This is a genomic window from Saprospira grandis str. Lewin (assembly GCF_000250635.1).
Classification (GTDB): Bacteria; Bacteroidota; Bacteroidia; order Chitinophagales; family Saprospiraceae; genus Saprospira; species Saprospira grandis.
This window is the reverse complement of the sequence record NC_016940.1, coordinates 308,169-333,623: the sequence shown is the minus strand read 5'-3', so window position 1 is coordinate 333,623 and position 25,455 is coordinate 308,169. Positions and strand designations below refer to the sequence as shown.

Here is a 25,455-nt window from a genome sequence, read left to right as displayed (position 1 = left end):
AGTTTTAATAGAATAAGCGGCAATTTACTGGCAAAAATACCTAATTTATGCTTTGCAACGGATTAAAAAGAAGAACTTAATTATTATGGCAAGTATAATTGTACTCCTGATTGTCTACCTCTTGGTCGTTTTTGGCATCATTGCGGGCAGCTGGAAAATTTTTGAGAAGGCGGGCAAACCCGGCTGGGCGGCTATTGTGCCGATCTATAATATTATTGTGGCTTTAGAAATTGCCGAAAAGCCCCTTTGGTGGATTATCCTGCCGATTATTCCCATTTTTGTGGTGCCCATAGAAATTGCCAAGCGTTTTGGGAAGGGAACAGGCTTTGCCATGGGGATGATTTTTTTACCCTTTGTTTTTCTGCCTCTGCTGGGCTTTGGCGAGGCCAACTATCAGGGAACACTAGATGAGTTGGACCATTTTGGCTAGTCGGGAAGGCGCAAAAAAGGAGCAAACAGAATTTTCTGTTTGCTCCTTTTTCTTTTGGCGGCATCGCCGCCTTTTCGATTGGCTTAGGGATGGAAAGCAGTGGCCCGCAGGGCCAGACCGAAGCGCTTTAGCGCTGACAACAAGGCTGAAAGCCGCAGTTCGATGACCGAAGGGAATAACGGCCGAGCAGACCTGCGAGCTGCGACAACCAGCCCCGAAGGGGCGCCAGTTCGACGACCAACGGGAGTACCCAGCCCGGCCCGCCCGCAGGGCGGGCAAGCCCCAAAACCCATTAATAAGCAGGGCAATGCAAAGGCATAAAACGGTAAGAAAAGCCCACCGTAAGCATCATATAGCTATCTTTGGTGCTGCTGTCGCCTCTTTGTCGGCCATTGCCACCTAGGCGAACATCTGAAATTTCGATCGAGCGATCGGAGAGAGCGGCGGCGATGGTCCCATTATAATCGCCAACGGTTTGCACATTGGCGTAGCTGCCGCTGACATCATCGAGGTAGTCGGTAAAAGTAGCCCGATGGCCCAACTCTACATTCCAGCTCCAGTGATAATCGACATGGAATTTGAGGCCGATGCCCAGAATCACGACCGGGCTAAAGAGGCTATATTCTTGGCCGGGAGCTTGGCCCTCGGTGCCTAGTGGTTGTAGGTCGTAGAGCACATCATTGTAGCGGGTTTGGGGGTTGAAATACATCATGCCGGCCCCTGCAAAAAGGTAGGGCGAGATATCGGCATCGTCTCGGCTATCGCCATGAAAATCTTGGAAATTAAACTCAATAATTGCCGAGCCTTCGAGGACCTTAGATTGAAATCGGAGGTTGCGGGCTTGGGCATAATCGCTAGCCGATTGGGCATCATCGGCCCAAACATGGGCAAAGCCAGCATTGAGGCGCAGGCAGATGCGGCCATCAAAATTTTTGCGGGCGAGCAGGTTAATGGCTGGGCCGGGGTGTTTGACCGTAAAAAAGGGGTTGAGGTCGCCAAAATAGGAGGCGGCGCCAACGCCAGCACCTAGTTCCCAATTGCGTTGGGCGGATAGGGAGCTCAGAGAGAGCGCGGCAAAGATAAAAAGCAATGCAAATCGTTTCATAATAGTTGTTTAGTCAGGCTTGCGCAAGGGCTAAATTAGGGCTTGGCGCAAAGGCGCAAAAAATATGCAAGAAAAGGTAAAATTTGAATCGATCGCTATTGTTTTTTAAGAAGTGAGGGCAAAAAACGATTGGCTAGCCTTCATAGGGGCCTATATTACAGTTGAGTAGGCGGTTTTTTAGGGTTTGTATTTTAGTGGGCTCAAACTGATCTACATTTAGGATGAGGTCTTTGAGTTGGCGCATTTGGTAGAGCACCTCTGGAAAAGCCTCAAATTCATTATCGCTAATATCTAAACGGCGCAGGGCGCTTAAATCTTGTAAATAGGGGGGCAAATTGCGGAGTTCGTTATCATAAAGGATCAGAAACTCTAGGTTTTGGAGCTCTTGAATTTCCTCTGGAAGTTCTTCTATGTAATTCCCTTCTAGGTCTAGGGCGATTAAATTTTTGATGCCAGAAGCATTTTTTGGGAAGAGGTAAATTTCATTATTGCTCAGGTTTAGGCTAGAGAGTTTTTTGAGTCTTTTGATAGATTTGGGCAGGGCCTCCAACTTATTTTCGCTGAGCTGCAGCTCTTCTAGCTGGCTCAATTTACCAAAGTTTCGGGGCAGGGCTGTCAACTTATTTTCTTGCAATTGTAGTTCTTGCAAGTTTTTGAGCTGGGCAAACTCTGCGGGCAGTTGCTGCAGTTCGTTTTCTGTAATAAATAGGCTTTTCAAGGCTTGGAGTTGGCCAATTTCTGGGGGCAGTTGCTGCAGAAAGTTATCCGAGAGGTCTAGCTCTACTAGGCTTTGGAGTTGGCCAATTTGGGCAGGAAGTTGGCCCAGGTCATTATCTTGGAGTTCTAATAGTTCTAGTTGTTTTAGTTGGCCAAGAGAGGCCGGCAGTTGGTCCAGTTGGTTTTCGGCGAGCACTAATGTTTTTAGGGCAACTAATCCGCCAAAGTTAGAAGGCAGAAAAGAGAGCAGGTTATTTTCTAGGGCCAGTTCTTCTAGTTGGGTCAGTTGGGAAAATTCATTGGGCAGCTCTTGCAGGCGGTTGCTGCTTAGGTCGGCCATTTTTAGGGCCTGCAATTGTCCAATGCTAGGGGGGAGCTCTTCTAGTTGATTAGCCGACAGATTAAGCGCTTCTAGGGCTTGGAGTTGGCCCAGCCCTTCGGGCAGCTGCTGCAGTTGGCAATTGCCTAGGTCCAATATTCGGAGGTTTTGGAGCTGCCCAATGCTGGCGGGCAAGCGCTTGATCCCTGTACTATTTAGGATTAAGACTTCTAAATTTTGTAGCTGGCCAATTTCTTCGGGCAGCTCTTCTAGCGCTTCTTGCCCCCAAAGCGAAAGGTAACGCAGCTCGCTATATTGGCCAATTGTAGCCGGCAAGCTGCTGAGCTCTTCTTCTTCTAGTACAAGGGCCTGGTAGCTAATATCTAAATCAGCTAAACGCTCGGCCTGCAAAAGCCGACGACCGTCTTCTAGGTCCAAATACTGTTCTTTGACGGCCTTGGCTTGGCCCGATGGCGCTGCGCTCATGTTGAGCTGGGCCAATAAAATAGAGTTGCTCAATAGCCAAAGGCAGAGCGAAAAGATTAGTTTCATCTTAGTGAATTTGTATGGTTTATCCACAAAGATAAAAAACCTTTTCTACTCTTTTTCTTCCTTTTTTCGGTAGTCATTCCAATAAGAAACTTCTCCCTTTAAGGCTGCCCCATAGTCGGGAATAATGAGCCACTCCTCGTAATCTGCCGTTTTTTCGGTCCGTAAAAAATGATCCCAATAGGTCTTTTTCGACATGCTGTCCCAGTGTATAATGCCCTCAATGTATTGCCAAGTCTGAAAGATACTGAGCGCTAAAAATGCCCCTAGTACACTGCCTACTCCCCAACGCAATAGCTTCGACCAATTAAAAAAGGCCTGAAAGAAAAGCGCAAAGCCCAAACTTAAAAAGGGATAAACATCAATAAAGGCCCGATGCCCAAAGCTGCCCCCATACCACCAACACCACCAAGATAAAATGATGTAGCTGTTGAGCAGTAGATAGATCGGAAAGGCCCAGCGCAGGCCTTTGGGCAAGCGAAATAAACCCAAAATAGCCACCAGCATCAAGGGGCTGTAGAGCAACCAACCTTTGGTATAGGAAAATAAACCCAGGTAAATTCTAGGCCGATCAAAGAAGAAGCCCTCTGTATATTCGCCGTTTTTGTAGGAGTAGCAAATCCAGTCGCCAGAAACGTATTTCCAGTAGAAGAGCTGAGGCAATAGGACCAAAAAGGCCAAGGCTAACAATCCCCCCAGCTTGGGGGCATTGTTCCAAAATAACTGCAGCTGCGCCTTCAAGCTCTGCCAATGATATACCCCAAAGAAGATAAAACTCAGGCCAATCAAGACGTTATTGGGCCGAACCAAAACGATGAGGCCAGACAACAGCCCCAGCCAAATCGTATGTTTCCAGCTCTGCTCCCTAAACCAAAGTTGCGTTCCCCTTAAAAATAAACTAAAGAGCATGAAGTTGTGAACATGCGGCATTGGTCCATCATTAGAGGCATAATAGGCCAAATTACTGCCCAAAACAATAAATATAAAGGTCCAAGCCACCACTTTTTCACTTACATAGGCCAACAAGAATTTTCGCAAACTCAATAGCCCAATGAGCAAATGAATTGGCCCCGCCAACATCAGCGTAATCTGATAGGGCTGAGAAAATCCATTGGCCGCCATACCCGTATGCAAATGCGCCCAAAGATGCCCCAAGAAAAAATAAGGCGAGTAAATAACCGCCAGCCCCATGCTCATCTTAATGATCCGCTCTCCATCTTCGGTATAAACAGGCTGATAGTATAAGTCAATGTATTCCGGATGCTCATCCAAAAAACTTAAGCTCAAATCGCCCTCTATAAAAGTGGCGGGCAAATAGGCATAATAAGACCAAATGTCAAACATAATAGGAGAGGCCATCAGCCATTTCTGACAACTGAAAACAAGGACCATCAGTGAGATAGCTAGGCTGTAAGCAACTATCTTGGCCCAAGGCCGAGAAGAAGAAAGGGAGGGAGAGTGCATGAATTTCTTATTTTAGGGCCCAAAAAAGTAAAAACTATGCAGAAAATAGAACGTCTGACCGTTAAAAAAACCGCTCACTACCACACTTTAGGCAAGCTGAATGCTCAAACTCAGCATATTTACCTGGCCCTACATGGCTATGGCCAAGATGCTAGCCGCCTGCCCCAAAAGTTTGCCGAACTGCCCCATACCTTTGTCATCGCCCCCGAGGCGCTCTCTTCTTTTTACTGCAAGGCCAGCAGCGGCCAAATTGGCCATTCTTGGATGACCAAAAACCACCGAGAAGACGAAATTAAGGATTATCTAGCCTATCTAGATCAACTCTATGCGCATCTGCTTCCCCAGTTTCCACCCCAGGCAAAGTTCCATCTGCTGGGCTTTTCGCAAGGAGGCGCCACGGCCCTCCGCTGGGCCTTGCACCGCCAACCCCAAAGGCTAAATAAATTGATCATCTGGGCCGCCGATGCCCCGCCCGAGCTAGATGTTCAGAGCGAGTTTTTAACCCAGCTTAAGTTCCATTGGGTCTGTGGCCAGCAAGATGCCTATTTCCCAAAAGAACGCCTAGAACAACAAATCGCTTTCTGGAAAAACTTGCCCCAGCCTCCCCATATCCAACTTTTTGATGGCCCGCACCGCATCGATAAAAGGGTCCTTAAGGCTATTCATGAAGATAATGATTAAGGGGTGGGGCGTTACTCCTTTCAGTCGTCGAACTGCAGACTAAAGTCTTTGTTGTCGCTGCGGCTTCGCCTTGCGGCGTTTACTCCCTTTGGTCGTCGAAGACGGACTAAAGTCCTTGTTGTCGCAGCTCGCTGCTGTTTTGGGGCCTCCTGCCTTCGGCAGGCGCTACGTTTCAGGGCTCGCAGGTCTGCTCGGCCCTTCGCCAGCTTCGCTGGCTCGGTCTGGCCCTGAGGGCCACCCTTGCACATCGCTAGGCCTGCGGCGGCTTCGCCGCCTGCTAAACCGCCTAATGGGCCAATTGTTAGCAATAAGTTAAAGTACTGACTTACTGAACTTATTCAAAGAGCTAGAAAATGACCTTTTTAGTATCGTTAATGATACCCCAGATATCATTGATGATAGTTCAGCGGTCGTTAATGATACCCCAGACATCATTGATGATAGTTCAGCGGTCGTTAATGATACCCCAGACATCATTGATGATAGTTCAGCGGTCGTCGATGATACCCCAGACATCATTGATGATAGTTCAGCGGTCGTTAATGATACCCCAGATATCATTGATGATAGTTCAGCGGTTGTTAATGATACCCCAGACATCATTGATGATAGTTCAGCGGTCGTTGATGATGGGACGACTGTTCAGAATTTTGGGGACTGTTCAGGATTTTGGGGACTGTTCAGGATTTTGTGTATCAGAATAAAATTTTGGTCTTTAGCTGCTTAGGATTTGGCCAATCGTCGCCTAGGGACAAGCCCCTAGGCAGCAAAAAGGGCAGGCACAAAATTTAAAACAGCCCTAAGGAGGCAAAAATAGCCTTGAGGGCAAAGGACAGTTGGTTTTAACTAAGTTCAAGCTTATATTTAGGCCCAATGAAAGAAAAACTTAAATCTGCAGCACAAACGGGCATTCGCCCAAAATCTTTTTATATTCTTTATGGCAACAGCTAAACATGGCCCTATCGGCATATTTGATTCGGGTATAGGTGGACTGACCGTTGCGGCGGGGATTAGCCAGGCGCTTCCTCAGGAGTCTATTATCTATTTGGGCGATACGGCTCATTTACCTTATGGGGAGAAGAGTCCAGAGGCCATCGCCAACTATGCCCTGCACATTAGTCGCTTTTTGGTAGAGCAAGGCTGCAAAATGCTGGTCATTGCTTGCAATACGGCTTCGGCTGCGGCTTTGGGGCGGCTCAAAGCCTATTGGGGGGACCGTCTACCGATCGTGGATGTGATTACGCCTTTGGTAAAAAGCATGGCCCAAAAAAACTACAAAAAAGTGGGGGTAATTGGGACCAAAGTCACTACTCGAATAGACCAATACCCTCAGCAATTGCAGGCCCTAAGGCCAGATATTGCCGTTAGTTCTTTGGCTACGGGCATGTTGGCCTCTATGATAGAAGAAGGTTTTATTAACAATGCGGTGAGTCAGGCCGTTTTACATCAGTACCTCAGCTATCCTGATTTTCAGGATATCGAAGCGCTTTTATTAGCTTGCACGCATTATCCGCTTATTCGGCCAGAGATAGAGGCCTTTTATGAGGGCCGAGTGGCTGTTTTTGACTCTATTGCGGCAGTAGTAGAAGAAGTAAAGGCGCAGTTGGTCCAAAATGATATGCAAGCCAAAACAGATCTGGCGCCCTTGGCCCAGTTTTATGTTACCGATTATACGCCTTCTTTTGAGAAGGCCACCGCACTTTTTTATAAGCGCAAACTGCATTTACAAGAATTGGATTGGAAGGAAGAGGGCTTGAGCTTTGCCAAAACATAGGTCCTACAGGCCGCGAAGCGGCCGCAGGCTTAGGGATGGATAGCAGTGGCCCGCAGGGCCAGACCAAGCTTTTTTGAAGCGATAGCGAAAAAAAGCGAAGGGCCGAGCGAATAGCGAGCTGCGACAGAGCCCGACCCGCCCGCAGGGCGGGGAAGCCCCAAAAAAAGAAACAAAAAACAGTATGAAATACAGAAAATTTTGGCCCTTAGGGCTACTGCTTTTAGCGGGGCTGAGTTTGGCCAGTGGTGGTCGGCTGCTTCGTTTGGCCCAGAGCATGGAAATATTTGCGGCCGCCTACCGCTCCGTGAATCGCTATTATGTAGAAGAGCCTGAGCCGACGGCCCTGATGCGCATAGCCATAGACTCGATGAATGGCAGTTTGGACCCCTATACCAACTACTTTTCGGAGGCCCAGATTGAGCAATTTCGCATCAACTTTAAGGGCTCTTGGGATGGGGTCGGCATGGAGCTCATTGAATATAAAGGGAAAGTATTGGTGAATGAATTGGTGGATGGCTCGGCAGCTAAGGCGGCGGGCATTCAGATTGGCGACGAGCTTCTGCGGATAGATGGCAGCGATATTTCGGGCAAAAAGCTAGAGGATATCGAGCGGAGTTTGCATGGAAAAGCGGGCACGCAGGTATTGGTAGAAACCCGTAGGGGAGTGGCGGCCTCGAAGGAACACAACCTGACGCGGACCAAGGTAGAACGAAAAAACGTCCCTTATTATAGTATGTTGGACGATAGTACGGCTTATATTGTGTTGACCACCTTTACGGAGCGAGCTGGGGGCAATGTCTCTAACGCTTTGCAAGAACTGCAGGAAAAACACAACCCCAAGCAAGTCATTTTAGATTTGCGAGACAATGGCGGGGGGCTTTTGATTGAGGCGGTAGCGCTTTGCAACGTCTTTTTGCCCAAGAATAAGCTGATTGTCTACACCAAAAACAAGGTAGCCAATTGGGACCGTTCGTTCAACACCAGAAATCAGCCATTAGACAGCCAAATCCCTTTGATTGTGTTGATCAATGGACAGTCGGCCTCGGCCTCGGAGATTGTAGCGGGGGCCATACAGGACTACGACCGAGGGGTTTTGTTGGGGCAGCGATCTTTTGGTAAAGGTTTGGTGCAAAACACCTATGATATTGGTTATAACTCTAAGGTCAAACTGACCACCGCCCGCTATCATATTCCCTCGGGCCGTTGTATTCAGGCCCTAGCCTACAAGGGAGGGACGTCTAAGCGGATGGACGACTCTTTGCGGAGCAGCTTCAGCACCGAAAATGGCCGAGAAGTATTTGATGGAGGCGGTTTGGAGCCGGACCATAAAATAGCTTTGGCCGAAACCAAATACTTATTGGATGCGATAACGGAAAGTCGCCTACTCTTTGAATTTGCCAATGATTTTCGGCAGAAAGTAGACAGCATTGCTCCCGCCTTGGATTTTCAGGTATCGGAGCAGTTGTATGCGGACTATCTGCAGTTTTTGGCCCAGAAAAACTATGCTTTTGAGTTGCCTTCGGAAAAAGAATTGGCCAAGCTAGAGAAAACGGCCAAAGAAGAGAAAAAATACGCCTCGGAAAAGGCGGCTTTTGAGGCCTTGCGGGCCAAAATCCAAGCAGAAAAAAAGCGGCTATTGAATCAAGAAAAAGAGGCCTTATCTATTCAGCTTCGTCAGGCCATTTTGCGTCGTTATTATAGCGAGGACCAAGTTATTATGGCTCGATTGAAAGAGGATAAAGAAGTAAAGGCCGCCATTGCTCTTTTTGGGGATGCAAAGGCCTTCGATCAGCTTTTGGAAGCGCCAGAAAAGTAAATTCACTCCACATTAAAACCGATTACAGAGATGTTTGCCATACAATCAGCCAAGAAACTGTTTTTCGCTTTTCTCATTTTGGGGGGCGGGATAGGTTTGGCCACCACCCTAACAGATGAGTTTGAAATTGCTAAGAACCTAGAGCTCTACTCTAATGTATTTAGAGAGCTCAATACCTACTATGTAGATGAGGTGCCGCCTGAAGATTTGATGAAATCGGGCTTGGATGCCATGCTCAAGAGCTTGGACCCCTACACCACTTATATTCCAGCCCAAGAAGTAGAGCGTTTTCGCTCTTCTATTACGGGCAGTTATGCGGGCATAGGAACCCGAGTGCGGGCCACGGCTTCGGGCGGCTTAATTACGGCCATTTGCCCTTACCCCCAAAATTAGGACAGTAGTTTAAGGTGGAAAAACGCAAGAAAAAAAGTCGTATAATGAAGCACTAAATTACAAAAGAGATGAGAAAGAAGCGCCGTAATTTCAGTTCTAAATTTAAGGCAAAAGTAGCCTTAGAAGCGCTAAAAGAGCAATTGACCTTGGCAGAATTAGCGACAAAATATGAGCTACATGCAAATCAAATATCGGCCTGGAAGAAAGAACTTTTGGCCAATAGTTTTTTGCTTTATGAAAAAAAGCGAGGGCCCAAAGTGGATGCTGATGAAGAAAAAGAAGCCCGTTTATATGAGCAAATAGGCAAGTTGCAGTTTGAGCTAGACTGGCTTAAAAAAAAATATAGAGGAATGTGATGAAGCTTTAAGACTGAGCCAAATAGCAGTATTAGAAGGACTTAGCATAGCTCGGCAATGTGAGTTAATGTCGGTTTCCCGATCAAAATACTACTATCAAGCTGTGGGCGAAAGTGCAGAAAACTTAAAGCTGATGCGTAAAATTGACGAGTTTCATCTGTCACATCCAGAATGGGGCTACCCTAGGATGACCGAGTATTTAAGGGCCTCAGGCTTGACTTGTAACAAAAAACGAGTTGCTCGCTTGATGAAAAAGATGAATATTCGATCTGTTTTACCTAAGCCAAACACCTCATTATCAGCTAAAAGCCATAAGAAATACCCTTATTTACTTCGAGGCCTAAAAGTGAGCCGTTCAAATGAAGTTTGGGCAACTGACATTACTTATATTCCTATGCAAGCGGGTTTTATGTACTTAACCGTTGTCATGGATTGGTATAGTCGATATGTTTTGAGCTGGCGGATTTCGAACAGCATGGATAAGCGATTTTGTCTAGAGGCTCTGGACGAAGCTTGGAAATGGGGGCAGCCAGAAATATTTAATTCTGATCAAGGAGCCCAATTTACTTCTCTAGAATTTACGTCTGAGTTGCTCAACAGAGGAATTAAGATCAGCATGGATGGAAAAGGCCGCGCCTTAGATAATGTGTTTGTAGAAAGATTATGGTGGTCCGTAAAATATGAGCATATTTATTTGAGAGCTTATGAAAATGGTTTAGATTTACACAAAGGACTTAAAGAGTATTTTTAATTATTATAACAATCACAGGCTTCATAGTTCTTTAGGATATAAAACTCCTCAAGGATATTTTTCTTCAGCATCTTCTCTAGGGAGGGGAGCTAGCTCCCCTCCCTGAAGAACCTCCACCTTAAACTAAGGGACTTTCTGTTTAAGCATTGGGGTAGGCGCACATTTACCCCGATGGTCCAGCCCATAAGGCGGGCCTTATGGCCGGAGACACCCTTCTTTTTATTGATGAGGTATCTTTAAAAGGCAAAGCCCTTTCAGAAATCAGCCAAGAGTTGAGAGGGAAAATGGGGCAGGCCATGCAATTGACCGTACATCGGCCGGGGCAGAGCAAAAAGCTAACATTTAGCCTACGCCGCCAAAATATCCTCATCAATAATCTTCCGCATTATGAGGTTTTGCCAGGCAAAATTGCCTACTTCTCGCTCACTACTTTTTCAGAAAAGGCGGGGCAGCATTTGGGGGAAGCCCTAGAGGCCTTGCAAGAAAAAGAAAAGCTCAATGGCGTGATTCTCGACCTTAGAGGCAATACGGGCGGTTTATTGAGCGAGGCCGTCAATGTCATCAATGTCTTTGTGCCCAGAGGGCGGGAAGTCGTTTCTATTCAGGGCCGAGAGAAATCGCAACAGCAAATTTTTAGAACCCTTAATATGCCTATTGATAGCAGCATTGCCTTGGCGGTGCTCATCAATGAGCGTTCGGCCTCTGCCTCAGAAATTGTGGCGGGGGCAATCCAAGACTTAGACCGAGGCGTTATTGTGGGGCAGCGTTCTTTTGGAAAAGGCTTGGTGCAAAACACGGTAGATTTACCGCATGGGGCTAAGCTCAAGCTCACCACCGCCCGCTATTATATTCCCTCGGGCCGCTGTATCCAATCGCTAGAATATGAAAATGGGGCCCCAAAAGTGATTGCCGACTCTCTGCGCCAAGCCTTTAGTACCCTGGCGGGTAGAAAGGTCTATGATGGCGGTGGCATTCGCCCCGATTTAGTACATGAGAATCAAGAATGGTTGAGCTTGAAAAAACAGCTCTTGGCCAGCCCCGCTATTTTTGACTTTGGCGTAGCCTATCGCAGCCAGCATAAACTGCCCGAAGATTTGGATAACTGGAGCCTTCAGGCCAAAGACTTTGATGATTTTATGGCCTTGATGGATAAAAACGCTTACCTTAAAAAGAGCAAAACGGCCTTGGCCTTCGAGCAGTTTGAGCAAAAGCTCGATCAGGAAGGAGCCCTAAAAACAGCCCTTGATAAAGAAATAAAGGCCCTAGAAAAAGGACTCCGCAGCCAAGAACGCAACAAACTACTGGCCGCCAAGGATGAAATTCTACATCTCTTAGAGGTCGAAATTGTGGAGCAAGAAAAATTAAGAGCTGCAGCTATTGCCCATAGTCTAAAGGCTGATCATTGCCTCGATATGGCCCTAGAATTGTTGGGGAAAAAGAAAAAATATCAGCGCTTGCTTATGCCTTAAGTGGCTGACTTTCTTAGAACTAATGAAAAGAAAACGATGAAATACCTCTTTTTTCTCTTACTATTGGCCCTGAGCAGCCCTAGTTGGGCGCAAAGAACAGCCAATATTGCCCCCCACAAGCTCCCCAAAAAGGTCCAAACCGCTTTTGAAACTAAATACCCCCAAGCCCAGGTCAAACAAGCCATCTGGCAGGAGGTAGATAGCAGCTATCAGGGCCAATTTTGGGATGAAGCCAACGGAATCTATGTCTTGGCCTACTTTGATGAGCTCGGCAAATGGCTCAAATCAGAAATGGAGGTGGACCCCTCTTCCTTTACCCTGGCCATTAAGCGCTTCTTAGAAAAAGAATATGCCGACAGAACCATTAGCTATGTCTTGGCCACCCAACACCCCCTTGGCCATTATACCTACTGGATTGTTCTCGAAAATGAAACTGAAATTCTCAGTTTGGAGTTAGACGCTTATGCCAAGATCCTCTACCAAGAGGTAGAGCAAATTCAGATCAAAGCAGGCGAAGGATTACGACCTTAATTTTTTTTGATTTTCACTTGAGGATTTAAGCTTTTTTTGCAAGTTTTGCGGCCCTAAGCCAATAGGCCCAATAGACGGATTTAAAAGACAAGAATAACAACCTTATACACCACCACTTAAATTAGCAAGTTGTGAACAGCAAAAAACGCATTATCAAGGATTATGATGCCCTAGCAGAAGAAACCCTTGATCAAATTAAACTCCGCTACCCCCGGGGTTTTGCCCAGCACCTCGTCAAATATACCGACCGAAACGGTAAGCTGGTTTCTGCACTCCCCTTCGAGTGCGAAGATGTTTACTATTTGGTCCGTATGACAATTCGTGAAGCCGAACAAATCATCGAAGATGATGACGATTACGATGATGACGGAACTCTCCGCGATGACTTTGGCTTAGACGATGAAGATGATGCCGCTATCCTCGATGAAGCTAGCCAAAACGAGGAGGAGGAAGAAGAGGCCGAACGACTCAAAAAAGACGATTAGACTGGCCGCCCCCGCTTTTATTGAACTTACTCCAAAAAATATTATGAACTTTATCATTTATGATCTAGAAGCTACCTGTTGGAAAACCGATGTGGAACGACGGGGGCGCAGCCAAGAAATTATCGAAATCGGCGCTCTTCTCTTTAATGAATACGCCGAACTACAATCCAGATTCGAGAGCTTTGTCCGCCCAAGCGAACATCCTAAACTCTCCGATTTTTGTACGCAACTAACCGGAATCAGCCAAATAGAGGTCAATCAAGCCGACGAATTTCCTACCGTAATCGAGGATTTCCAAGATTGGATCGGCCTAACAAAAGGCGAAGACTACTTGCTCTGCTCTTGGGGTTTCTTTGACCGCAAGGCCTTAGCCCGAAATTGTAAGCTACACGATTTACCGGCCGATTGGACCGATAAACACATTAGCCTCAAACATCAATATCCCCGCATTAAGGGCATCCGCCGAGAAATTGGCCTCAAAAGAGCCGTCGAACGAGAAGGCTTTGAGTTTGAAGGCGCCCACCACCGAGGTATTGATGACGCAATCAATTTGGCCAAAATTTTTGTTAAGTACGCCAACCAATGGCGCTTTTAATCCCTTGAATGGAAGAAAAATACGAATCCCTAATTACTGGGATTATTGAGCAGGGCTACGGGCTGGTAGATGATTTTCTGCCAGCCCCTTTTGTGGCCCAAATCCGAACTTATTTGCTGGCCCAAAAAGCCCAATCTAAGTTCAAAACCGCTGGCATCGGCCAACAAGCTGCCCAGCATACCACTATCCGAAATGACCAGATTCTCTGGATAGAACCCCATAGCCCAGAAACCCTAGAAGCCCGGTACCAACAGGCCCTAATGGGCTTTCTGCACTACCTTAACCACAGCTGCTATACGGGCCTGCGCAGCGCCGAAATGCACTACGCTTTCTACGATATAGGCAGCTTTTATAAAATGCATGTCGATCGTTTTCAACACGATAGCCGCCGACAGTTTTCTGCCATTTTTTACCTCAATGAAAATTGGGCAGATACCGATGGGGGAGAGCTCTTGCTCCAACTCCCCAATGGCCAAGAAGTAAAAATTGCCCCCAAAGCTGGCCGATTCGTCTGCTTCAGAAGCCATGAGTTACCACATGCCGTCCTGCCCGCCAAACGAGCTCGACTCAGCATTACCGCTTGGATGCTCAAGTAATTACTCAACAGTTAGTAGTTTTCTACTAGCTGTTTTTTTATGCTGTTTTGGGGCCCGCGGCCGCCCCAAATAGGGCGGGCGGCCGCCGCTATGCTGCGCCGCTCGCAAGTCTGCTCGGCCCTGCGTCGCTTCGCTCCTTGGTCTGGCCTTCGGCCACGGCTGCGCAGCGCTGGGCCATGCTGGCCTGCGGCCAGGGGCGGCTTCGCCGCCCATTTGGACCCAAAAAAGCGCAGCCCTCCCCAATGGAAAGTCTGCGCTCCTCTTCTATTCAGGCCTACACCTTATTTCAACATCTTACGAACAAAGGGAGGCAAAGCAAAAGCCGCCTGATGTACCCCCCCATCATAGTAGCTCAAGCCATGCTTCTCAGAAAAAGCATTGGCCGCTGCCTGATCGAGCTGAGGCAATTTGGCCTGCCCATCTTTGCTCGCCATGGTAAAGCTCCAAGTCCCTGTAGGATAAGTAGGAATCTGAGCCAAGTATACCTCTACGGCCTCAGCACCAAAAATGTCCTTTAGACAGTGGTTGAGCTCAACAAAGGCTTTTTGGTGGAAATGCGGGCTTTCGCTCTGCAATACCAAAATACCATCCTTCTTAAGGGCCTTTTGTACATTTTTGTAGAAGGCCTCAGAGAAAAGTCCCTCTGCTGGACCAGCGGGGTCACTGCCATCTACAATGATAATATCAAAGCTTTCTGCAGCAGCTTCGGCTACATAAGCAATGCCGTCGGCAATTTTGAGGTCCAAATTAGGATGATCAAAAGCCGCCGCAATCTGAGGCAAATGCTCCTTACAAGCTTCTACCACATTGCCGTCAATTTCTACCATGGTCACCTTTTCTACCGAATCATGACGGAACAACTCGCGAACGGTTCCTCCATCACCACCACCAATCACCAAAATGTTTTTGGGAGCGGCATGACTCAACATGGCGGGATGCGTAATCATCTCATGATAGATGAATTCATCCTTTTCTGTAGTCATAATGAGGTTGTCAATGGTCAACATCTTGCCAAAGGCATGAGATTCTAGAACCTGAACAGTTTGGAACTCTGACTTTTTGCGGTAGAGCAAATTACCAGTATGACGAAGAGAAAGCGCTAGGTTTTCATCCTTATCGGTAAACCAAACATTGCGGCTAAATTTAACCTTATGCTCTAGCTGCGACTCAGTGCCCTGTCGCTCTTTGAGGAGGTGGTCAATGTTTACTCGCTTGAGCAAGTCCGCTTGACCGCGGTTGATCTCCATGGCCGAACCATAATCTGCCTCAAAAGCGGTTTTGAGGTAGTCATACGAAATCCAAGGGTTTACCTCATCGCCACAGGTGAAAAGGTCTACCGCAGCATAACCGTACTCTGGCCAAGTATGAATGGCCAAGTGGCTTTCTTGAATAACGACAACGCCAGAAACACCATAAGGAGAGAAGTGGTGAAAAGTCGCATTGATGACCGTTGCTTGGGCCTCAAGAGCGGCATTTACCATAGATTTTTCAATGGTGATAACATCGTTGAGAATGTCAGGTGAACAACCAAAAAACTCAACCAAAATGTGTCTTCCTAAAGTCTTGCTCATCAGCTAAATGTGAAAGTTGTGCGCAGCAAGAGCTGCATGAAAAAAATGAATTTTGCTTGGGGCGGCAAAAATAGAACAAAGTCTCAAGTTGCAAACTTTTTTTGCTTTTTTTTTGAGGGCCGCTATTGATTTTTTTGCCGCCAACCATAAGTTGAGGAAAAACTTTAGAATACCGAAAATATTTTAGTTCTTTTAGGAAAAGCCTTTGCTTCGCTTTGTACTTTTGAGCGCAGCTAAGTCGCCCCTATTGGCCGTAGGCCAAAACGGCCTAGCGATGTGTAGGGGTGGCCGCAGGCCAGACCAAGGAGCGAAGCGACGCAGGGCCGAGCGAGCAGCGAGCCCCGGAACGTAGCGCCTGCCGCAGGCAGGAGGCCCATCATCATCATCTAGTCTAGCATCATCATGAAACGAACCATATTTTGGCCCAGCTTTATTTTCCTTTTGGGTTTACTGTTTATCCTCTCGGCAAATACCTTAGAAAATTGGGCCTATCGATCGCCAGATTTGCCAGAAGCAGCCCAAGAGTTAGCTAGTCAATTGGCCTTTTGGGAGCAGGATTTAGAGCAGCGAGTTGAACGCCGAGAGTTTCTGATGCGCTCGGTAGATAATGAATGGTCCGAGGATAGTTTGGCGGTTTATAATGCTCTGCCCTATACGCTTTTGATTTATAATGAAAGCGATTCGCTGATTTATTGGAACAATAATAAGGTGGAGCCCTACCAGACCGATGTGCGTTATAAAAGTAAGCCAGAACGCCGTATTATGGATATGGCGGGCTCTAAGTACCTGATGATTAAGCGCCCTTTTAAGGTGATTTTGAACCAACAGGAGTACCGCTATACTTTATTGGGCCTCTTGCCGGTCTACCTGCGTTTCCCGGTGCAAAATGGCTATCTAGACAATAATTTTCCGCTGATGTCAGAGGAGTTTGGAGAGTATGTTCGCCCAAGTACCGATAGTTCGGCGCAGCTAGTCCTAGATGATTTGGGCCTAACGTATTTGCGCTTGGAGGAACAACCCAATTTTCCCTACCGAGACTCGGCCTATGGGGCTTTGGCCCTTTATTTATTGGGGGCTTTTTGCTGGATCGCCCTGCTTTTTCGCCTAGCCGCCCAACTCACTCGGCAAAAGGGGCAGTTGTTGGGCACCCTTTTCTTCTTGTTCGGTAGCCTCAGCCTACGCCTGCTAGGGGTTTATACCGAGCTGCCTCGACTAACCCACGATTTGCCGCTCTTTAGCTTTAAATTATCTGATAATGACTCGCTTTGGTATTATGCCTTAGGCGATTTACTCCTCGATTTGGGCTGGATTGTGGCCCTGCTGATTTTTATTCTAGCCAACTGGAAGGAACAAGCGATCAAAAGCTGGAGTAGCTGGCGGAAAAATGGTCTGGCCCTCTTTGTCTTTTCGGTTTTGGTGGGCGGTTTCCTTGCTCTAGAGCTTACGCTCCGAGATATTGTGCTCAATGCCAATGTCTATTTGGAGTTTGAAAACTCGACTAGGGTGGATGCCCCTTCCTTTTTGGCAATGCTGGCCCTAGTGGTCCTTTTCTTCTCCTATTTTCTCTTGGTCAATAAGCTGTATCGCATGCTGGCTAACTTAAATTGGAGCTACTTACAGCAAGCAAGCTATCTGTTAATCTGTCTGCTTTTTGGCGCCGCCCTAGGCCTGAGTATGGGCCTGCCCATTTTCTATGTTTTGGCCCTGGCAGCCTTTGTGATTGCCTTTGGCATTTTGCTGCTTTGGTTTGTGCAGGAAAAACAACTGACCTTTATGTGGATCACCGCTTGGCTGCTCTTTTTTAGTGGGGTAGGGACCCTGCTTATCGAACAGGCCAATCATGAAAAAAATCTGGCCCTCCGCCAAGATTTTCTTAAGGTCCTTACCTTTGAACAAGACCCAAAAGTAGAAGAAGCTTTCTTGGAATTAGAGCCCAAATTGCTCAACGATAATTTCTTTAAGGTCTATTTTAGCTCGCTTTATATCCCTTATAGCCAAGTGGTCGATCGCCTGACCTACCTTTATCTGGATAATGCCTTTTTTGGCCGCTACGATTATAATATCTATCTCTACAATAGCCTGAATTTGCCCAAAAAAGGAGAGCAACTCCCTTATGGCCAATTAAAAGATATTTTTGAACGCTCGCAGAAAATGGCTAGCCCCAACCTCTATTTCTACTCAGAGAAATCAGGCCGCTTTGTCTATTATGCCGACCTAGAACTGCGGGAGGGCAATAAGCTCTTGGGCCGAATTGTCCTCGAACTCCGCCCGAAGGAGGAGGATAGCCAAAACTCGATCTATGTCGAACTGCTCTCTCTGCCCAAAAGCCGCCTAGAACAAACCTACGGCAATTTTGAGTATGCACTCTATAAGGGCAACCAAAGGGTGCTGAGCAAAGATGGCGATTTTGCCGCCTATCTGGCTATTGATGAGGAGTTGCCCGAACCCAAGCAATTTTTACGCAAGAAAAAAGGCGATAAAACTTATCTGCTCTACCAAGATGAACGGAATTATCTGGGCTTGGTGGCTCTGCAAGCAACTTCCTGGCTGCAACCCTTTAGCCTCTTTTCTTATATCTTTTGTATTGGCTTTCTCTTGCTTTTCTTGCTCTTTATTAGCCTAGCCGCTATGAAGTATTTGTTCCAATGGCAACCTATTGTGATTGAGTTTAAGGCCTCTTTGCGAGAACGCATCCAACAAGGGATTGTCTTGGTGAGCCTTTTCTCTTTTATCGCTATCGGGGTGGTCACGATTTTCTATTTCCAAAATGAATATAATGATTACCACAAACAACGCCTAGAACGAAAAATTGCTAGTACAGCCAAAACCGCCAGCTGGCAAATTGTCAATCGCCCCGATTCTAGCCAACTGATTCCCGATGCAAAGGACCTAGCCAATATTCACAAAATTGATGTGAATGTCTATGGCCTCAATGGCCAGCTTTTGTCCTCCTCTGAAGATGCCATTTTTGAACGCCGCCTACTCAGCCGACAGATGGATCCCCTGGCTTACCGAAAAATGCGCTTCGAACAACTCGATAATTATCCCCAAAGAGAAACGATCAATAATCTAGAGTATCTCTCAGGCTATGTGCCGCTACGAGATGAGGAAAATAATATTATCGCTTTTCTCAATCTGCCCTATGATTTGGCGGGTAGCAATAATATTCGCTCGCAGGATGTGGCGGAGTTCCTCGGGGCCCTGCTCAATGTCTATGTGATTTTCCTAATTTTAGCCGCTGGGGTGGCTTTCCTAATTGCCAATTCTGTAACCCGCCCCCTTTCCCTAATTGGCGAGAAGTTGCGCCTGATTAAGGTGGGTGAGAAGAACGAACAACTAGAATGGAAGGGCCGAGATGAGATCGGCGATTTTGTCCGCCGCTTTAATGAAATGCTGCAGGCCCTAGAAGAAAGCTCCGAGAAATTGGCCCAAAGCCAAAGGGAGTCGGCCTGGCGAGATATGGCTAAACAGGTGGCGCACGAAATTAAAAATCCCCTGACTCCCATGAAGTTGCAGCTGCAATTGCTAGAAAGAGCCGCCCAAAAAAGCCCCGAAAAAGCCCAGCAAATGATGCCCCGCATCTCTAAGGCCCTAGTGGAACAAATTGATAATCTGGCCCGCATCGCTTCCGAGTTTTCTAACTTCGCCAAGATGCCGCCCCCAGAAAATGAGGTGATCGCCCTAGACGAAATGCTGCAGTCTATCCAACAGCTCTTTAAGGAAAATGAAAGCGAAACCGAAATCGAACTGCTCTCCCCCTTGCCCCAATTAGCCGTTTGGGCCGACCGTAGCCAGATGCTGCGCATCCTCAATAATTTGGTCAAAAATGCAATCCAAGCTATTCCCGAAGAACAAAAAGGACGGGTGCAAATCCAATTGGAACAGGCCGGCGAAGACGCGCTGGTCCTTGTCCGAGATAATGGCTGCGGCATCCCTGAAGAACAACGCAAACGCATTTTTGTCCCCTATTTTACGACCAAATCTTCGGGCACGGGCATCGGTTTGTCTATGTGCCGCAAAATGATCCAAGCGATGCAAGGCGAAATCTATTTTGAAACAGAAGAGGGCCAAGGCACAGATTTCTATATCCGCCTCCCGCTTTTTAAACAAGATTAACAAACTGCAGGATTTGGGGCTGCCCCGCCCTGCGGGCGGGTCGGGCTCTGTCGCAGCTCGCAGGTCTGCTCGGCCCTGCAGGCTTTTTCGCTGCGCTGCAAAAGCCTTGGGTCTGCCGCCTGCGGCGGCCCTGCTTTCCATCCCTCAGCCAGGCGCTGCGCGCCTCTACACCCAAAAACTTTTCCCTTTCTCTTAAAATCTATCTATGAAGTATTTTCTCCCCCTCTCTCTTTGTTTGCTCCTCTTTTGGGCCTGCGAACCCGCCCAAATTGTAGAAAACCAAAGGACCACTAAGGACAGTAGCCAGGCACCTCCGCCCCCCCTAGATACCTTTGTCAACTTTCGATTCCTTGCCGTAGGCGATTTCATGCAGCATGGGGACCAAATCCGCGCCGCTTATGATCCCGCCTCTGGGCAGTTTGATTATGAACCCGCTTTTCGCTATCTCCGCCCCCTCATCGATTCGGCGGATTTGGCCATTCTGAATTTGGAGCTGACCCTAAACGATAAGAATAATTTTAGCGGCTACCCCATGTTCCGCTCGCCCGATACCCTGGCCCATTTTATTAAGGCGGCAGGCTTCGATCTGCTCTCTACTGCCAATAATCACACAAATGATAACTTTGATTATGGCCTACAACATACCCTAGATGTTTTGGATAGCCTAAATTTGGCCCATACGGGCAGCTTTAGAGATAGCATAGAACGAAAAGCGATTTATCCGCTTCTTTATGAGCTGCAAAAGGATAGTGTAGCGCTGCGCCTGGCAGTGCTCTCTTTTACCTATGGGACCAATGGCATCCCAACTCGCAAACCGGGTATCGTCAATTTGATGGATAGCCTAGAAATTAGGGCCGACATTGCCAAAGCAAAGGCCAAAAAGCCCGACTTAATTGTTGCGCTAGCTCATTGGGGCCTAGAGTATCAACTACAGCCCAACCGAGAACAGCAAAAATGGGAGGCTTGGCTAAGAAAAGAAGGGGTGGACCTTATTATTGGGGGACATCCCCATGTTTTGCAACCTTTGGCCCGTGATAGCAGTAGCGGACAGTTTACCGCCTATTCTCTCGGTAATTTTATCTCTAATCAGTTTCGCCCCAATACCGATATTGGGCTGATCCTAGAGCTGGATTTTCAGAAAAACCGCTTTACGGGAGAGCTACAGCCCAAAGGAGCCAATTATATCCCCATTTGGCGACATATCCACCACTATAAACAAAAGCCCGTAGCCGATTGGATCTATACTTTACTGCCTATTTCGGCCCTTTTGGCAGATAGTAGCAATTTTGCCCAGTTGCCTCAGGCGGAATGGGCCAGAATGAAAGCCACTTATCTCCGTAATCAAAAGAATTTGGCCCAAGGGGCCGGCCAAGAGCGCTTTTTGCCCGCCACTTACTGGCAGGGCTTCCCCCCCATTGATTCGGTCCTTACGCCCCTGCCCGCCAGAAAGCATAATTTTCGGCCAAGGATCCGCTAAGCTGGGGGCGAAGCCCCCACTGGCCGCAGGCCAGAATGGCCCAGCGCTGCGCAGCCGTGGCCGAAGGCCAGACCCAGTTTTTTTGAGCAAAGCGAAAAAAAACGCAGGGCCGAGCAGAACTGCGAGCGGCGAAGCATAGCGGCGGCCGCCCCAAATTGAAGGGCGGCCGCGGGCCCCAAAAGAAAAGAAAGGTCTAGTCTGTAGAGATTAGGCCTTTTGCTTTATCTATGCCTAAAAAGTTGCCCTTCTGCAAAGGATTGATAAGGGCGATAGTCCTGTTTTAGGGCCTCATAGCCATAGGGCGCATAGATATAGTAGAAATCGAAATGGGCTTGGGCGTCAAATTCTGCGCGATAGTTCATCAGTTGGATGCCTGGGTAGCAGCCCCTTTGCTGGTAGTAGCGGAAACTGGGCAAATTGAGCCAGTAGGTCCCTAAGCTATAGGTTTTTTGCTCCTTTTGGGCCAATTCAGAGACCGCAGCAAGGATGGCTTTATTGTCTTGGTCATAGGTCCATTCTCGAAAAGCATGGGGCTGCCAGCTTTGCGCAAAGATGTAGAGCTGCAGCAAGGCAAAACCGCCCGCTAGCCAGCTTTGTAGCCGCCATTTTTGGACCAAGGCCGCAAATAGCGCAAAGCTGAGCAGTTGGATAAAGGGCAGGTAAATGAGGGCCGTACGATCGATGAGGAAGCGGACCCCAAAGAGTTTGTGGGCCAAAATATGGCCGATGCTCATGAGGCTGAGCAAGAGGCTACTCATAAAGATGAGGCGGTAAATGGGGCTATTTTCCTTTCGTTTTAGGACTAAAAAGAGCAGGCCCAAAAGCAGCAAAAGGGGATAGGCATAGCAGAGCAAGAAACTATATTGTTCTAGCCCAAGGCCCTGCAATTGATGCTTGGCCAAAGAGCCGATCGTGTCTTGTAGCAGCCCTTTTTCTCCCCCAAAATAGAGTTCTTTGCGTTCAATTAGGCCCGAAATAGGGCCAGCAATAGCGGCGCCAAGCCCAAGCAGTGCCAAAACCATCAGGCCCAATTGGGCAAAAAGATGGGCTTTGCGGTTTGGACCAAATAATAACTGATAGAGGGTATAACTGGCCAAAAGGGCCAAAAGGGGCACCAGTTGAGAAAAATTGGCATAAACCGAAAGGCAGGCCAAGAGCAGGGCAGCCGCCAAGCCTTTTAGGCTAGACTTCAGGAGGAATAATTGGGCAAAAGCCAGCAAGAAAAAGCCATAAGAAAGGCCGTAGCCTCTGGCCAAAGAGAAAAAATCATTGAAATAAGCCTGGCCCAAAAGCCAACTGCCGCCCAAGAAAAAGAGCGGAAGCGAAAGGCGAGGCAAAGCCTGTAGAAGCCGCCAAAGCGCATAGGCAAATAGGGCTCCCGCTAAGAGATTGGGCAGCCGCAAAGCCCATTCTGCAGCTCCAAAAAGGGTATTGCAGCCCTTCATCAACAAACTGTTGAGCGGATGATTATTGGCCGAAGCATTATGGGCAAAACTAATGACCTCCCAGCTATTGCGGCCAATCACATAGTCTAAATAGCTAAGGCTTTCATCATGGGTGAAGGCCAAAAAATAGGCTTTATAAGCCGCCAAGGCTAAAAAACATAGGGCCAAACAGCTATATACAAAGCCTTTGGCCCTAGTGGAAGAGGGGGAATACATGAAGTCTAGTTTTCTTGGGTCGTTCCGCGGAGCAGTTTGCGAATTTGCTTGTGTAGGGCCTTCCAGTCGTCTTGCTCACTTAGCTCTAGCTGAGGAACCTCGGGAAAAATTTGAAGGATGCCAGGTAAAAGCTTTACAAAATAGTCTTTGATTTCTTCGGCAGCAGTTTCTTTGTCCTCATAATCGGGGACCTCCGCCAAGAGGTTTTCGGCAGTGGCTTGCCCAATGATAATGGCATCTAAAGGGTGGTTGAGTTCTTCCAACAACTCCTTAAGGGCCTGTGCTTCCTCCAAAGAAGAAATGCAATCGGGGTCTAGCAACCAGCCCGCCTTAATATTGCGGGGGAGTTTGCGCAATTTGCTTTGCATCAGCTGCTTATAACGGTCCTTGGCATCTAGTTCGCCCAAGCTTTGGCCCAAAGCCGACTTACTTCCCGCTTCTTGCATAAACAAATCGCTAAGCGAGAGGTAGTAATAGTCTTCTTGCAAGGCCAATTCTTCTACTTCTAGGCTGTAGACGGCATAAGGGGGCTCTAAGAGCAATAGTGTTTTCATGCTTTTAAAATTCATAGGCACCAATATCGGGCTGGGCGTCTCGCCCTTTGCTCTCTGCATCATCGGCTAGGCTCGGATTGAGCGGCATGCCGGCATTGATAAGGGGAGAGGCGCTGCTGTCAATTTGGTACTCATACAGTTCTAAATCTCTAAAATAAGGTTCTTGATTGATGAGGCAATTGAATTGCCCCGTTGCAAAGGTATCTACCTTGAGTAGGCAGTGTTCAAAGGCGTAGTCCCATTGGGCGCCGCCACTAAAGTCTTCTAAAGAGCCCAGCTCAATCTCTTCGGCCTGATTGCCATAAACGATAGAGTTTTGGAAGCGAGCGCGAAGATCCGCCGTAACTGGAATTTCATTTCCATCGGCATCATAACGGATTTCAAAGTCACGCATACTCAAAACGGCTTCATTGCGGCCCACAAAGGGGTTGGTCCCAAAGTTAATCAGATTACAATGCCTAAAGGTATAATCGCCGCCTAAAATATTGATGAAATTATATTGGTTCGAGTTGGCCAGGATACAGTTTTCGGCCCAAAGGCTACTAAAACGGGCCAAAATGCAGCTGCGGTCTACATTATAGATCATGCTTTTCTTAAGCTCTAACTTGACCGTAGGGTGGTTCGGGGCCAAAGAATCAATGACGATTCCATCTACCGCATTGCGAATAATGCAACCATGTATTTGGTTGTTCACGCTTTGGGCAGTGAGGTAAATTCCCCCATGCTGAAAGGGTAAATCCTGATAATCCTCCTCCAATCGATGGGTTTTGAACTCGGCGGGCTGGTTGAGATCGCCGCCTACATTCACTTTGATCGAGGAATTATGCCCGATGACAATGGTTGCTCGGTCGCCGGGGCGACTTGTTGGTCCCCCAAACATGAATACCTCTGTTCCGGCAGGCACGGTCAGTACCGAACTGCTGTCAAAGTAGAGTTGGCCCAAAAAGATATAGGGGGTATCGGGGTTTAGCTGGATTTGCTCATTGACAAAGCGGGTTTGGTAGCCTCTTCGGCCAAGATAAATAGCGTTCCAGCCATAGGCCTCTAAGTAGACCTTTTGTTGGCTGCCGTTGGTCTCAAATAAAATAGAGTCTAGCCGTATAGCGTCCCCATTATTGGGGTCAATTCGGGCAGAAGCGAGGATATACAGGCTGTCGCCTCCCGCCAATTCGATGTCTTCCACCGCCAAGGCATTTTGGCCGTCAATGTTTAAACTGAAATCAGAGCTTCCGCCTCCAGCTAGCTCAATCCGACTAATTTTTAGGGTTTGGCTGTGTGGGTTATAGACCTTAAATCGCCTACTGGCCGAGCCCATATCGGTAAAGACGGTATCAAAACTGAGGGTATCCAGTTCAAAGCGAAGATCTGCTCCCGCTTGCGTTAAGAATTGCTCTTTTCGGCAGGCGCTAAAGGGCAGAAGGAACAATAAACAAAGGCCCAAACAGGCCCAGGAATACTTTTTTAATCTCATATCGCTAGCTATTCTTTTTATACTAAACGCAGCTCATCGCTTTTTGGCAAAGCTACAATTTTTTGCGCATAATATTTTTTCGCCTTTTTCTTTGGGCCGCTTGTCTGGGGCCGCCAGCATATTATTTATTGTCCTTTTATTTTTTTTGATTTGAGGCTGCCCCGCCCTTTGGGCGGGTCGGGCTGTGCGCGGGCTCGCAGGTCTGCTCGGCCCTGCGCTTTTTCGCTGCGCTCAAAAGCTGGGTCTGGCGCTTTGCGCCACCCGCTACCATCCCTCAGCCGCGGGCCTTCGGCCCTTTTGGGGCAAACTCTTGCTTGATGCGGCTAGAGAATCGTTTTAGGTCCTTCTTGGTCCAAGGCGGCAGCTAAACGCTAGTCTAGCAAGTTTCGGATGATGCAAATACAGCCAAAACGGCCGCATCTTGTTTATTTGCATTTGCAAAACAGCTCTGAACGATGCCCGGAGCTAATTTGCATTTGCAAAACGGCTCTAAACGATGCCCGGAGCTAATTTGCATTTGCAAAACAGCTCTGAACGATGCCCGGAGCTAATTTGCATTTGCAAAACAGCTCTG

At 47.6% G+C, this 25,455-nt stretch carries 19 protein-coding genes and 1 pseudogene; 13 read left to right on the top strand and 7 right to left on the bottom strand.

Annotated elements, in window-relative coordinates; genetic code table 11:
* The first annotated feature begins 85 nt into the window (after window positions 1-85).
* On the top strand, window positions 86-430 hold the full coding sequence (locus SGRA_RS01455) for a DUF5684 domain-containing protein (protein ID WP_014373330.1): 345 nt from the start codon (window positions 86-88) through the stop codon (window positions 428-430).
* A gap of 292 nt (window positions 431-722) precedes the next feature.
* Here SGRA_RS01455 and porG read toward each other — a convergent pair whose 3' ends face one another.
* From porG to SGRA_RS01440, 3 genes are all read right to left on the bottom strand, one after another.
* Window positions 723-1,535: a type IX secretion system protein PorG gene (gene porG / locus SGRA_RS01450; RefSeq protein ID WP_014373329.1), complete on the bottom strand. Its 813-nt coding sequence runs from the start codon at window positions 1,533-1,535 to the stop codon at window positions 723-725.
* A 133-nt stretch (window positions 1,536-1,668) separates the two neighbouring features.
* Window positions 1,669-3,123: a leucine-rich repeat domain-containing protein gene (locus SGRA_RS01445; RefSeq protein ID WP_014373328.1), complete on the bottom strand. Its 1,455-nt coding sequence runs from the start codon at window positions 3,121-3,123 to the stop codon at window positions 1,669-1,671.
* Window positions 3,124-3,168: 45 nt separating this feature from the next.
* Window positions 3,169-4,584, bottom strand: a complete 1,416-nt coding sequence (locus SGRA_RS01440; RefSeq protein ID WP_014373327.1) for a hypothetical protein — start codon at window positions 4,582-4,584, stop codon at window positions 3,169-3,171.
* A 36-nt stretch (window positions 4,585-4,620) separates the two neighbouring features.
* Between SGRA_RS01440 and SGRA_RS01435 the strand changes: the two genes are divergently transcribed.
* The 10 genes and pseudogenes from SGRA_RS01435 (at window position 4,621) to SGRA_RS01380 (ending at window position 14,031) form a co-directional block, all read left to right on the top strand.
* Complete coding sequence (locus SGRA_RS01435; protein WP_014373326.1) at window positions 4,621-5,265, top strand: alpha/beta hydrolase; 645 nt, start codon at window positions 4,621-4,623, stop codon at window positions 5,263-5,265.
* Window positions 5,266-6,202: 937 nt separating this feature from the next.
* Complete coding sequence (murI, locus tag SGRA_RS01425; protein WP_014373324.1) at window positions 6,203-7,039, top strand: glutamate racemase; 837 nt, start codon at window positions 6,203-6,205, stop codon at window positions 7,037-7,039.
* A gap of 181 nt (window positions 7,040-7,220) precedes the next feature.
* Entirely contained in the window at window positions 7,221-8,855 is a 1,635-nt protein-coding gene (locus SGRA_RS01420) for a S41 family peptidase (RefSeq protein WP_014373323.1), read from the top strand.
* 30 nt (window positions 8,856-8,885) lie between these two features.
* Complete coding sequence (locus SGRA_RS01415) at window positions 8,886-9,248, top strand: S41 family peptidase (protein WP_014373322.1); 363 nt, start codon at window positions 8,886-8,888, stop codon at window positions 9,246-9,248.
* 68 nt (window positions 9,249-9,316) lie between these two features.
* Window positions 9,317-10,461, top strand: a pseudogene (locus SGRA_RS22620) (IS3 family transposase).
* A gap of 91 nt (window positions 10,462-10,552) precedes the next feature.
* Window positions 10,553-11,824, top strand: a complete 1,272-nt coding sequence (locus SGRA_RS01400) for a S41 family peptidase (RefSeq protein WP_014373319.1) — start codon at window positions 10,553-10,555, stop codon at window positions 11,822-11,824.
* Window positions 11,825-11,860: 36 nt separating this feature from the next.
* Window positions 11,861-12,355, top strand: coding sequence for a hypothetical protein (locus SGRA_RS01395; RefSeq protein WP_014373318.1), 495 nt, complete (start codon window positions 11,861-11,863; stop codon window positions 12,353-12,355).
* Between the two features lie 131 nt (window positions 12,356-12,486).
* A complete protein-coding gene (locus tag SGRA_RS01390) occupies window positions 12,487-12,840 on the top strand; it encodes a hypothetical protein (protein WP_014373317.1) in 354 nt (117 codons plus the stop codon).
* Between the two features lie 43 nt (window positions 12,841-12,883).
* A complete protein-coding gene (locus tag SGRA_RS01385; RefSeq protein ID WP_014373316.1) occupies window positions 12,884-13,435 on the top strand; it encodes a 3'-5' exonuclease in 552 nt (183 codons plus the stop codon).
* Between the two features lie 8 nt (window positions 13,436-13,443).
* Window positions 13,444-14,031, top strand: a complete 588-nt coding sequence (locus SGRA_RS01380; protein WP_014373315.1) for a 2OG-Fe(II) oxygenase — start codon at window positions 13,444-13,446, stop codon at window positions 14,029-14,031.
* 281 nt (window positions 14,032-14,312) lie between these two features.
* Here SGRA_RS01380 and speE read toward each other — a convergent pair whose 3' ends face one another.
* Window positions 14,313-15,602 (bottom strand): polyamine aminopropyltransferase, encoded by a 1,290-nt coding sequence (gene speE, locus SGRA_RS01370; RefSeq protein WP_041329431.1) that lies wholly within the window; start codon window positions 15,600-15,602, stop codon window positions 14,313-14,315.
* 402 nt (window positions 15,603-16,004) lie between these two features.
* Here speE and SGRA_RS01365 point away from each other — a divergent pair, with 402 nt between their 5' ends.
* The gene (locus SGRA_RS01365) at window positions 16,005-19,718 is read left to right on the top strand and encodes a sensor histidine kinase (protein ID WP_014373312.1); all 3,714 of its coding nucleotides are present in this window, start codon (window positions 16,005-16,007) and stop codon (window positions 19,716-19,718) included.
* 205 nt (window positions 19,719-19,923) lie between these two features.
* Window positions 19,924-21,195 carry a CapA family protein gene (locus tag SGRA_RS01360; protein ID WP_014373311.1) on the top strand — a complete coding sequence of 424 codons (1,272 nt, stop codon included), beginning with the start codon at window positions 19,924-19,926 and terminating at the stop codon, window positions 21,193-21,195.
* A 221-nt stretch (window positions 21,196-21,416) separates the two neighbouring features.
* Here SGRA_RS01360 and SGRA_RS01350 read toward each other — a convergent pair whose 3' ends face one another.
* From SGRA_RS01350 to SGRA_RS01340, 3 genes are read right to left on the bottom strand one after another with little or no spacing between them, the layout of a single operon-like run.
* Window positions 21,417-22,856, bottom strand: a complete 1,440-nt coding sequence (locus SGRA_RS01350) for a hypothetical protein (RefSeq protein ID WP_014373309.1) — start codon at window positions 22,854-22,856, stop codon at window positions 21,417-21,419.
* A 5-nt stretch (window positions 22,857-22,861) separates the two neighbouring features.
* Entirely contained in the window at window positions 22,862-23,410 is a 549-nt protein-coding gene (locus SGRA_RS01345) for an adenylate kinase (RefSeq protein ID WP_245538612.1), read from the bottom strand.
* Between the two features lie 4 nt (window positions 23,411-23,414).
* A complete protein-coding gene (locus SGRA_RS01340) occupies window positions 23,415-24,881 on the bottom strand; it encodes a hypothetical protein (RefSeq protein WP_014373307.1) in 1,467 nt (488 codons plus the stop codon).
* Window positions 24,882-25,455: the final 574 nt, after the last annotated feature.